The following is an 11,846-nucleotide window of genomic DNA, read 5'->3' as shown; positions in this document are numbered from 1 at the left end:
CGCGCCCCCGGTAGGGCTAACGTGCGTGTCCGCTGTACGTAACTCCGCGCAGCCCGATTCGAGTAGCTCCGAGATCACACTCGGTGTCGGAGCTACCGGATCGGGGGAGGTCAGACGGGCTGGCGGGGGTCGATCCAGCCGTTCGCGCCGAGGTGGCGCAGCACGACGGTGACCGCCTCGCCGATCTTCATGCCCGTGGTGTCGATGACGATGTCCGCGTCGGTCGGCGGCTCGTACGGGTCGTCGATGCCGGTCATCCCGGTGATCTCGCCGGCCCGCGCCTTGGCGTACAGGCCCTTGCGGTCGCGCCGCTCGCACTCCTCCAGCGAGGTGGCGACGTGGACCAGGACGAAGTCGGCCCCGGCCTCGGTGGCGAACCGGCGCGCGGCCGCCCGGGACACCGCGTACGGCGCGATCGGGCAGCACAGGGCGACCCCGCCGTGCCGGGCGGCCTCGGCGGCCACCCAACCGATGCGGCGCACGTTGGTGTCGCGGTCGGCGGCGGAGAAGCCCAGACCCTTGGACAGGTGCCGGCGTACCACGTCGCCGTCGAGCAGCGTGACCGTACGCTCGCCGGTCTCCTTCAGGACGTCCGCGACGCCCCGGGCGATGGTCGACTTGCCCGAGCCGGACAGGCCCGTGAAGAACACGACGAGCCCGCGGTGGCGGCGCGCCGGGCGGGCCCGGGCGAGTTCCTTGGCGACCGCCGGTGGGGTGTGCCACTCGGGCAGGGCGACACCCCGGTCGAGCAGGTCGTCGATCTCCGCCGCGGTCAGCTGCGGCCGTTGGTGGCGCGGCGGGATGTCGTCGCGCGAGCGCCACTGCCCGTCACGCCCGTCGTAGGCCAGTTCGCGCGGCACGAGTACGCGCAGGCCGCCGGACATCATCGAGGTACCGGTGGCGAGCAGGTGGGTGACGCCGTACGCGGCCGCCACCCGCGCCCGCAGCAGCGCGTCGCGGACCTCGTCGCCGTGCGGCACCAGCGGGACGGCGACGATCGTGACCGGGGGCATCCGGTCCCGCGCGGCCAGGATGCAGCGCATCAGCGGCTCGGGGGCGAGCCCGTCGGGGCCGGGCGCGGCGACCGGCACCAGGACGAGCAGGTGGCCGTTGAGGGTACGCGCGGCGTGCGCGATCTGGGCGAGCTGGGGACGGTGCAGCGGCCGGTCGGCGATCACGCCGAGCACCCGGCCGGGCGGCACGAGCTCCCGTACGTCCGCCGGGGTGCGGCGCAGCCGCCGGAACGGGCCGTGGCCGCCGTCGCCGATGCGGCGCACCGTGCCGGCGACGCCGCACATGCCGTCCCGGGTCGCCCAGACCTCGGTGACGTCGACCGCGGCGACCGGGGCGCCCTCGGTGTCGGTGAGCATCAGGACCCGGCGCAGCGGGTTGGTGATGTCGATGTCGCGCAGCAGGTCGGTCGGGACGTCGAGCGTGATCGGCACCGGCCAGGCCCTGCCGTCCGTGAGTCGCCCGGTACGGGCCACGCTGATCAGGTCGGCCCGGCCGAGAAAGCCGGTGAGCGGCGTGTACACCTCGGTGAGCAGCAGCTCGAGGTCGGCCAGCTCGTGCATGCGTGGCGTGTACGCGGGTGCGTCACGCAGCACTCCGTCGGGCAGCACCCACCCGTTGTTCATGTCACCTCACACGCCCTGTGCTCGCGCGGAAAAACCAAGCCACAGTCTGTCAGCCTGCTGGCCCGTGGTCGAGGGCGCCCGGAGTGCTGCCCGTTTTGCCCCGCTCCTGCTGTGCCGCCTCAGCCCGTGTTGCGCATCCCGGCGGCGATGCCGTTGACCGTCGTCAACAGTGCGCGCTGGAGCGCCTGATCGGTCGGCTCCCGGCGGGCCCCGGCGGCCCGGTGCCGGGCCAGCAGCGACACCTGGAGGTGGTGCAGCGGCTGCAGGTAGGTCTCGCGTACCCCCAGCGTGCGCCCCAGTACCGACTGCTTCTCCAGCAGCTCCGACTCGCCCGTCACGGCGAGCACCTCGGCGACGGTCCGGTCGTACTCCTCGCGGATCTGGTCGAAGATTCCCCGCAGCGGCTCCGGTACCAGCGAGTCCACGTACCGCGACGCGATCTCCAGGTCCGTCTTGGCGAGCATCATCTCCACGTTGGACAGGAACGTGCGGAAGAAGTGCCAGTTGGCGTGCATGTCGGCGATCACGTCGGACAGGCCCGCCTCGCGCGCGGCGGCCAGGCCGGTGCCGACGCCGTACCAGCCGGGCACGATCTGGCGCGACTGGGTCCAGCCGAAGACCCACGGGATCGCCCGCAGCCCCTCCAGGCCCGCACCGGAGTCGGGGCGCTTGGACGGGCGCGAGCCGATGTTCAGCGCGCCCAGCAGCTCGCTCGGGGTGGAGGCCCAGAAGTACGCCGGCAGGTCGGGCTGCTCCACGAGGCGCCGGTACGCCGTGAACGCCGCGTCCGAGACGGTCGTCATCGTCGAGTCCCACTTCGCGAGCGCCTCGGCGGGCTGGCGGGGCTCGGTGTGCAGCAGCGCGCTCTGCAGCACCGCGGCCAGGGTCAGCTCCAGGTTCTCCCGGGCCAGCGCCGGCAGCGTGTACTTGTCCGAGATGACCTCGCCCTGCTCGGTCACCTTGATCGCGCCGTCGAGCGTGCCGTACGGCTGGGCCAGGATCGCCTCGTGGGTGGGGCCGCCGCCGCGGCCGACGGTGCCGCCCCGGCCGTGGAAGAGCCGCAGCCGTACCCCGTGTCTGGCCGCGACGTCGCGCAGGGCGCGCTGGGCCCGGTGGATCGACCACTGCGAGGTGGTGATCCCGGCCTCCTTGTTGGAGTCCGAGTAGCCGAGCATGACCTCCTGCACGTCGCCTCGGGCGCGGACCACGGAACGGTACGTGGGTAGCGACAGCAGCGCGTCCAGCAGCGGACCGGCGGCGTCCAGCTCCCCGGTCGTCTCCAGCAGCGGTACGAACCCGATCCGGGCCCGGACCGGGTCGTCGGTCAGGTCCACCAGGCCGGCCTCGCGGGCCAGGATCACCGGCGCGAGCAGGTCGTCGATGCCCTTGGTCATGGAGACGATGTACGACTCGACGACGCCCGGCCCGAACCGGTCCTGCGCCTGGCGGATCGCGGTGAACACCCCGAACGTCTTGCGCGCCGGGTCCGACAGCGGCGTCTGTACGCCGGAGAGCGGACGGCGCGAGGTCATCTCAGCCACCAGCAGCGCGGTCCGCTCGCCGCGGTCGAGCGAGGAGTACTCGATCTCACCGACCCGCGCGTACAGCTCTGCCAGCACCGCGTGGTGGGCGTCGGCGTGCTCGCGCACGTCCAGGGTCGCCAGCTGCAGCCCGAACGCCGAGATCGTCCGGATCGACGACGCGACCTGTCCGGCCGCCACGAGCTGGCCGCCGTTGCGGGCCAGGGACGCCCGGATCAGCTCCAGGTCGGTGACGAGCTCATCGGTACCGAGATAGTCCCGGCCGGGTACGTGCGGCGCGTCGCTCATCAGCCGCGTCCTCGTGTTGGCCAGTTTGAGCCGGATGTACCGCAGCTTGAGCCGGTACGGCTCCTCGGCGTTGACCCGCTTGAACCGGGCCGGCAGTTCGGGCAGCGCGTCGTTGTCGGCGGCGAGGCTGGCCGCGAGGTCCAGCGAGGTCCCGCGCAGCCGCTTGGAGACCGACAGCCCGTCGATCAGGTTGTCGACCACGCGCTCGGCCGCGCGGATGCCGTACTCGTGCTGGATGAGCAGCACGTCGCGGGTGACGGCCGGGGTGACGAACGGGTTGCCGTCCCGGTCGCCGCCGATCCACGATCCGAACGTGAGCGGCCGCGACGCCGGCGGCAGCTTCACCCCCAGGTCGCGCAGGATCTCGGACAGCTCGTCGAGGACCTGGGGCGCCCCGTCGGCGGCCAGCTCGGCCAGGTAGTAGATCGCGTTGCGCGCCTCGTCGGTCGGCTCCGGCCGCTCGAGGCGCAGCTCGTCGGTCTGCCACAGCGCGTCGAGCAGCTCCGCCAGCCGCCGGTCGGTCCGGTTGACCAGGGCGGGGTCCCGCCACCCGTCGATGGCGGCCGCCGTGGCCTCGGCGTCCAGCTCGTTGGCGACCTTCCGCAGCTTGGTCAGGATCGATCGCCGGGCCGCCTCGGTCGGGTGCGCGGTGAACACGGGCCGTACCGCCAGCCGCCCGGCGATGCTGCCGACCTCGCGCGCGCCGACGCCCCGGTCGGCGATCAGCTTGGCGGCCCGGTCCAGCCAGCCGCCCTCGCGTACCCGGATGCGCCGCAGTTCGCGGGCCCGGTGCACCTGCTCGGTGATGTTGGCGAGGTGGAAGTAGGTGGAGAAGGCACGGGCGAGCTGGGTACCGGTGGCCAGGTCGAGGCCGGCGAGCCGCTCGGCGGCGGCGGCCGGGTCGGAGCGCACCAGGGCGCGTACCTCTTCGACAAGATCTAGAAGGTCCTGGCCGTCCTGGCGGGCGAGGCTCTGGCCCAGCAGGGTGCCCAGGCGCCGGATGTCGGCGCGCAGTGCCGCATCGGCCTCGTCGGTGTGGGGGGTGTCCCCACCCTCGGGTGCTGTGGCCGGCAGGTCCCGGTCGAGCTCGGTGCTCACGCTGGCTCCTTCGCTAGGGGAACGCGGGGACAGCGCTGTCCAGGACTCAAGAAAATGTTATCGCGTCGCATGATCGCTAACTCCGGTCGGGCATTACGCGCCCAATTGTGCTCCGGGGTCCGGATTTCTGCCCGGAGCCGGCTGCCGCTCCTCCTGGTCGGTGCGGTCACCGGCCGTGACCGGCTCCGCCGATCGGCTGTAGCAGTCGCCCAGGTCACATTAACCCTTGGCCGTGGTGATCAGGCGCCGGACCGGCCGGTGCTGCGGAGCGTATCGAACGGCTCCATCGGGGCAGCGTGTTTCGCCGTTGCCGCTCCATGCAACGAATCGCAGCGAGATTTGCGCAAGAATATTGACGCCGTTACATGCCATGCACTAGGACTGTCTCAAATGGACCGTTCGTGCGGCGAAATCTGAGACAGGGGGCCAGCGGTGGTCGACGGTGGGTCCTCCGTTCCCCGTCGTCAGCTCGGCCGGTACCTGAAGAAGGTGCGGGAGGAGGCGGGGGTCGCCCTGGAGGCCGCCGCGAACGAGCTGGAGTGGTCGCGGGCGCGGATGTACCGCATCGAGGGCGGCCAGACCGCCGTGCGCAGCCACGACGTCGTCGCGATGTGCGCGCTGTACGGCGTGTCGAACGAGATGACCGAGGTACTGGTCGGCCTGGCCAAGGAGTCCAAGGCCAAGGGCTGGTGGCACGCCCGCGGCGACGCCGTGCCCGCGCATCTCCACCTGTACTTCGGCCTGGAAGCGGCCGCGAGCCGGATGCGGCAGTACCAAGCGGTTCTGGTCCCCGGCCTGCTCCAGACCCAGGAGTACGCGGAGGCCGTCTTCCGCACCCGGCTTGGTACCACCGAGGAGGAGGTCGCCCAGAGGGTTGCGGTCCGTTCGGAGCGCCAGAGGCTCCTCGCCCGGCGCCGGCCGAAGGCGCCGGAATTGCGGACCATCGTCGACGAGGCGGTGTTGCGCCGGCCGATTGCCGACCGCGCGGCCATGCAGAGGCAGTTGGCCCACCTCGTCGACGTCTCACAGAAGCCGGGGATCAGCGTCAGAGTGTTGCCGTTGGAGGTGGGGCCGCACCCCGCCTCGGCCGCCGCGGACTTCACCATCCTGGAGTTTCCGCGGGTGGGAAATCGTCCGCCCGAGCCGACCACCGTCTACAGCGAGAACCTGACCGGCTCCCATTACCTTGACAAGCCGGGGGAGGTGGCGGCGTTCGAAGAGGTGTGGCAGGCGCTCGATTCCCTGGCGCTCGATACCAGGGAATCAGAAGACCTGATAGGGACGATCATCAAGGAGACCGGGGATGACTGACCTGACCGGCGTCCGGTGGCGCACCCGGTGAAGTCGGGATGGCGTTCCCGCGCGACCCCGACGGCCACCACCTCCGGCTCACCCGGAAGCGGCCGATCGCCGGTTGACCCGTCCCGATCCTGGGTACCCGAAGGGCATGAATACCGGCGACGAGCCGGCGCGCGGCGCCGAGAAGCAGGACGAGATCGACCGTGACCACCAGGAGCTGGGGCGTAACCCGCTGAAGAAGACCGACGCCACCGAGGCGCCGGTCGAGGGCGCCGGCAGTGAGCCGCCGGACTGACCTCCTCATGATCACCGAGAGTTGTGGGTGTTACGGCGCCCGGAACTCTCGGTGATCACGGAAGGGGTGTCGGTCGGGGGAGCTAGGCTGGTGAGGTCCCCCCACCCTCGCGCAGGTTGTGGGGTTTTCGTCGTGCCTCCTCGCCCTAGGACCACTCATGAAGCTGTCCGGCCTGCTCCGTGCCGCCCTCGCCGATCCCGCGCTGGCCCGCGCCCGTGACCTTGCGCGCGCCGGACACGCCGACCTTCCGGTGGAGCTCACCGGGCCGGCGCCGCTGCGCCCGTTCGTGGTCGCCGCCATCGCCGCCGGAGGCAGCGCAGCCGGCGCTGCGGCCGTCGAACTGGGCGCCGGGCGACCGGTGCTCGCAGTCACCGCCACCAGCCGCGAGGCCGAGGACCTGGCCTCGGACCTGGGCTGCCTGCTCCCCGCCGACCAGGTCGTCGTGTACCCGTCGTGGGAGACGCTGCCGCACGAGCGGCTCTCCCCGCGCTCCGACACGGTCGGCCGGCGGCTGGCCGTACTGCGCCGGCTGGCCCACCCGGACCCGGAGGACCCGGCCCGTGGCCCGGTCCGCGTCGTGGTGGCCCCGGTCCGCAGCATCCTCCAGCCGCAGCTCAAAGGGCTGGGCGACCTCGAGCCGGTGGAGCTTCACCCCGGCGGCGCCGCCGACCTCGACGAGATCGTGCGGCGGCTGAGCGAACTCGCGTACGCCCGGACCGACCTGGTCACCACGCGCGGCGAGTTCGCCGTACGCGGCGGCATCCTCGACGTGTTCCCGCCGACCGAGGAGCACCCGCTGCGGGTGGAGTTCTGGGGCGACGAGGTCGAGGAGATCCGCACCTTCGCCGTCGCCGACCAGCGCACCCTGGCCAAGGCGGACCGGCTGTGGGCGCCGCCCTGCCGGGAGCTGCTGCTCACCCCCGAGGTGCGGGAGAGCGCGCGGCAGCTCGCGGAGAAGCACCCCGAGCTGGCCGAGATCCTCGACAAGCTGGCCGAGGGCATCCCGGTGGAGGGCATGGAGTCGCTCGGTCCGGCGCTGCTTGACGGCAGCGACTCGATGGAGCTGCTGCTCAACGTGATGCCCGAGAAGACCCACGTTCTGCTGTGCGACCCGGAGCGCATCCGTACCCGGGCGCACGACCTCGTGCGTACCAGCGAGGAGTTCCTCCAGGCGAGCTGGGCCGCGGCGGCTGTCGGTGGCCAGGCCCCGATCGACCTGGGCGCCGCCGCGTTCCGCACCCTCGCCGACGTACGGGCCGCGGCCGCGGAGGCGGGGCAGGCGTGGTGGTCGATCTCCCCGTTCGGCGTGGACGAGGCCGAGGCCCCGCCGGCGCCGCTGCCGTGGGAAGAAGGAGAGGACCACGGGGTCCGGGTGGCCGACGACGCCGCCAAGATCACGGTATCGGCGCAGCCGGTACCGCTGTACCACGGTGAGACCGGCCGGGTCGTGGACGACCTCAAGCGCTGGACCACCGACGGCTCCCGGGTCGCGCTCGTCTTCGAGGGGGCCGGCCCGGCGCAGCGCGCGGTGGAGGTGCTGCGCGACGCCGGCCTCGGCGTGACGCTCACCGACGGCCTCGACGCCGAGCCGGCCACCGGTCTGGTCACGGTCACCACCGGCTCGCTGACCAACGGCTTCGTGGACGAGCCCGGCGGACTGGTCATCGTCACCGGTACCGACATCTCCGGCGGTCGTGGCGCGTCCACAAGGGACATGCGCAAGATGCCCAGCCGCCGGCGCAACCAGATCGACCCGCTCGAACTGCGGACCGGCGACTACGTGGTGCACGAGCAGCACGGCATCGGGCGGTACGTGGAGATGGTGCAGCGCACCGTCAACGGCGCCGCGCGTGAGTACCTCGTGATCGAGTACGCGCCGTCGAAGAAGAACCAGCCCGGCGACCGGCTGTTCGCCCCGACCGACCAGCTCGACCAGCTCTCGCGGTACGTCGGCGGCGAGGCGCCCACGCTGCACAAGATGGGCGGCGCGGACTGGCAGAAGTCCAAGGCGCGGGCCCGCAAGGCGGTTCGCGAGATCGCCGCGCAGCTCATCCAGCTCTACGCCGCCCGGCAGAACTCCAAGGGCCACGCGTTCGGGATGGACACCCCGTGGCAGCGCGAGCTGGAGGACGCGTTCCCGTACACCGAGACGGCCGACCAGCTCGCCGCGATCGACGAGGTCAAGGGCGACATGGAGAAGCCGGTCCCGATGGACCGGTTGATCTGCGGCGACGTCGGCTACGGCAAGACCGAGATCGCGGTCCGCGCGGCGTTCAAGGCCGTACAGGACGGCAAGCAGGTCGCCATCCTGGTGCCGACCACCCTGCTGGCACAGCAGCACTTCAACACGTTCTCCGAGCGGATGGCGCAGTTCCCGGTCGAGATCCGGCAGCTGTCGCGCTTCGTCACGCCGAGCCAGGCGCAGGAGACGCTGGAGCGGATGGCCGACGGCACGACCGACATCGTCATCGGCACCCACCGGCTGCTCCAGGCCTCCGCCCGGTTCAAGAACCTGGGCCTGATCATCGTCGACGAGGAGCAGCGCTTCGGCGTGGAGCACAAGGAGCACCTCAAGACGCTGCGGGCGTCGGTCGACGTACTGGCCATGTCCGCGACGCCGATCCCGCGCACGCTCGAAATGGCGATCACCGGCATCCGGGAGATGTCCACGATCGCCACCCCGCCGGAGGAGCGCCACCCGGTGCTGACCTACGTCGGCGCGTACGACGACAGGCAGGTCGCCGCCTCGATCCACCGCGAGCTGCTGCGCGACGGTCAGGTGTTCTACCTGCACAACCGGGTCGAGTCGATCGAACGGGCCGCCCGGCGACTGCGCGACCTCGTCCCCGAGGCCCGGATCGCGGTCGCCCACGGCCAGATGGGCGAGGAGGCCCTGGAGAAGATCATGGTGGGCTTCTGGGAGAAGGAGTACGACGTCCTCGTCTCCACCACGATCGTGGAGAGCGGCATCGACATCCCCAACGCCAACACCCTGATCGTCGAGCGGGCCGACCTGCTCGGCCTGTCCCAGCTGCACCAGATCCGCGGCCGGGTCGGCCGTGGTCGCGAGCGGGCGTACGCCTACTTCCTGTACCCGCCGGAGAAGCCGCTGACCGAGCACGCCCACGAGCGGCTGGCCACCATCGCCCAGCACACCGAGCTGGGCGCGGGCATGTACGTGGCGATGAAGGACCTGGAGATCCGGGGCGCCGGCAACCTGCTCGGTGGTGAGCAGTCGGGCCACATCGAAGGGGTCGGCTTCGACCTGTACGTGCGGATGGTCGGCGAGGCGGTGCAGGCCTTCAAGGGCGAGCGCCCCGAGGAGGAGGTGGAGGTCAAGGTCGACCTGCCGGTCGACGCGCACCTGCCGCACGAGTACATCGGGGTGGAGCGGCTGCGGCTGGAGATGTACCGCAAGCTCGCGGGCGTACGGGAAGCGGCCACGTTGAACGAGATCGTGGCCGAGATGCGCGACCGGTACGGCGAGCCGCCGGCCCAGGTCGCCAACCTCATCGAGGTGGCCCGGTTCCGGCTGCTGATGCGCGCGTACGGGCTGACCGACGTCTCGTTGCAGGGCAAGCACGTCCGGTTCGGGCCGCTCAGCCTGCCCGACTCCAAGCAGTTGCGGCTCAAGCGGTTCTACCCCGACTCGGTGTACAAGGCCGCCGCCGACACGGTGTCGCTGCCCCGGCCGATGACCAAGCGGATCGGCGGCGAGCCGCTGCGCGACACCGCGCTGCTCGAGTGGGCCGCCGAGCTGCTCAAGACGGTGCTCGGTGAGCCGGCGGTGGTGCAGCCCGCCGCGGTCTGACGCGCTGTGACGCGCTTCCCCCGTGATCGCGGAGACCCTCCCGTGTCCTGGCGCGGAAAGGTCCCCGCGATCGCGGGAATGGGTGGGGAGTTGGGTGAAAGCCGTCACGGCCGGCGTGAGAGAGTGTGGACCATGCAGCGTGCTCGTCGACTGGCGTCCCTCGCCGCCCTGGCCCTCGTGGGAACCCTTGCGCTCACCGGCTGCCGGTCGCAGCCCGGCGCCGCGGTCTACATCGGCTCCACGACGTACAGCGAGAAGTACGTCGACGGGCTGTCCGAGCAGCTGGCGAAGGTGCCCGGATTCACCCGCGGTGAGGGGCGCAAGAACATCGCCCAGTGGCTGGTGGTACGCGACCTGGGCAAGCGGATGGCGGCCGAAAAGCACTGGCCGGCGCCGGAGATCGACGAGGCGGGCGCGACCGCGCAGATCGAGGACGCGCTGCGGGCCGGTGGCAACGGCGGTAGCCAGCAGGACGTCGAGGCCGTCCGGCCGTTGATCCGGGTATACGCGGAGTACGAGGGGTACAAGGGTCTCGTACAGCAGAACGTCGCGTTGGCGAAGCCGACCGACGCCGACTACGCCGACCTGTACGAGCGGGCCAAGGCGGCCGGACTGGTACCGGCGGGCATGGACGCCGCGACCTACCGCAAGGAGGGCCTCGGCCCCCAGAACGACCAGCTGTTCCGGGCCAACGTGGGCCTGCGCAACCTGTACAGCGAAGCGGTCAAGAAGGCGAACATCACGATCAACCCCAAGTACGCGCCGGCCGAGCTGGTTCTGCTGCACGACCAGCAGAACCACCCACTCGTCGTGGTCCCGCTGAACACCCGCCCCGGTAAGCCGGCTGTGGTCCCGGCCCCCGTCGAGCAGCCCCAGGTACCGGGCAACGGCTGACGGTCGATCCCATGACGGGCCGCATCGTCCTGCTGGTCACGTCGCCCCGGCTGCCCGCCGGGTTGATGACCGCTGAGGCGTGGGACATCGTCCGTTCCCTTCCGGTGCTGGCCGGCGAGGAGAGCGAGCAGACCGACGCGCTGCGGGCGGCGGGCGTACCGGTCCGGATCGTGGCGCCGGCCGCCGACGAGGTGCTCGGCGCCGCCGACCCCGACGTGGTGTGGCTCGCCGGGCCGGCCGGCGACCAGCGCCTCGCCCGTGAGCTGGGGATGCGGCTCGCCCGCGAGCCGGGCCTGGCGGAGCTGGAGCTGATGTACGGCTCCTGGGATCCGCAGGGCGCCAAGGTGCTCGACGCCGTCGCGGTGATGGACCGGCTGCTGTCCCCGGGCGGCGATCCGTGGAAGCGGGCACAGACCCACGCGAGCCTCGCCCCGTACCTGCTGGAGGAGGCGTACGAGGCGTACGACGCGATCGTCGCCGGCGAGCCGGCCCACATCCGCGAGGAGATGGGCGACGTCCTGCTCCAGGTCATCCTGCACGCGCGGCTGGGCGAGGACGCCGACGAACCGTTCACCATCGACGACGTCGCCGCTGACCTGGTCGAGAAGCTGATCCGCCGCAACCCGCACGTCTTCGCCGACACCGCGGTGCACAGCCTCGACGAGATCACCGAGAACTGGGAACGCATCAAGAAGGCCGAGAAGGAGCGCGGCTCGGCGATGGACGGCATCGCGCTCGCCCAGCCGGCGCTGTCGCTGGCCGCGAAGGTGCTCGGCCGGGCCGGGCGCGCCGGCGTCGAGGTCCCGCTGCCCAGCGGCGATCTCGGTGCGGAACTGCTCGCGTTCGTGGCGCGGGCGCGCGCCGAGGGGCTGGACGCCGAGGGTGCGCTGCGCCAGGCCGCATTGGACTACGCCGACGCGGTCCGGAGGGCCGAAGGTCCTCCCGATGATCACGGAGGCTCCGTGTCGTCATAGCGACGCCAA

At 71.7% G+C, this 11,846-nt stretch carries 7 protein-coding genes; 5 read left to right on the top strand and 2 right to left on the bottom strand.

The genetic code is table 11. From position 1 onward, the window contains the following. Positions 1-110: 110 nt before the first annotated feature. Both cysC and ppc read right to left on the bottom strand, forming a co-directional pair. On the bottom strand, positions 111-1,637 hold the full coding sequence (cysC, locus tag Pme01_RS18550) for an adenylyl-sulfate kinase (protein WP_168116276.1): 1,527 nt from the start codon (positions 1,635-1,637) through the stop codon (positions 111-113). A 119-nt stretch (positions 1,638-1,756) separates the two neighbouring features. Next, a complete protein-coding gene (ppc, locus tag Pme01_RS18545; protein ID WP_168116336.1) occupies positions 1,757-4,540 on the bottom strand; it encodes a phosphoenolpyruvate carboxylase in 2,784 nt (927 codons plus the stop codon). Between the two features lie 456 nt (positions 4,541-4,996). On the opposite strand from ppc, the gene Pme01_RS18540 reads away from it, so the two are divergent. The 5 genes from Pme01_RS18540 (at position 4,997) to Pme01_RS18520 (ending at position 11,837) form a co-directional block, all read left to right on the top strand. Further along, the gene (locus Pme01_RS18540; RefSeq protein WP_168116277.1) at positions 4,997-5,875 is read left to right on the top strand and encodes a helix-turn-helix domain-containing protein; all 879 of its coding nucleotides are present in this window, start codon (positions 4,997-4,999) and stop codon (positions 5,873-5,875) included. 136 nt (positions 5,876-6,011) lie between these two features. Next, the gene (locus tag Pme01_RS18535) at positions 6,012-6,158 is read left to right on the top strand and encodes a hypothetical protein (protein WP_168116278.1); all 147 of its coding nucleotides are present in this window, start codon (positions 6,012-6,014) and stop codon (positions 6,156-6,158) included. 157 nt (positions 6,159-6,315) lie between these two features. Then, entirely contained in the window at positions 6,316-9,969 is a 3,654-nt protein-coding gene (mfd, locus tag Pme01_RS18530; protein WP_168116279.1) for a transcription-repair coupling factor, read from the top strand. Between the two features lie 132 nt (positions 9,970-10,101). Next, positions 10,102-10,863, top strand: a complete 762-nt coding sequence (locus tag Pme01_RS18525) for a hypothetical protein (RefSeq protein WP_168116280.1) — start codon at positions 10,102-10,104, stop codon at positions 10,861-10,863. 11 nt (positions 10,864-10,874) lie between these two features. After that, positions 10,875-11,837 carry a nucleoside triphosphate pyrophosphohydrolase gene (locus Pme01_RS18520; RefSeq protein ID WP_168116281.1) on the top strand — a complete coding sequence of 321 codons (963 nt, stop codon included), beginning with the start codon at positions 10,875-10,877 and terminating at the stop codon, positions 11,835-11,837. Positions 11,838-11,846 lie beyond the last annotated feature (9 nt).

This window comes from Planosporangium mesophilum (assembly GCF_016863255.1).
Taxonomy (GTDB): Bacteria; Actinomycetota; Actinomycetes; order Mycobacteriales; family Micromonosporaceae; genus Planosporangium; species Planosporangium mesophilum.
This window is presented reverse-complemented; position numbering and strand designations above follow the sequence as displayed.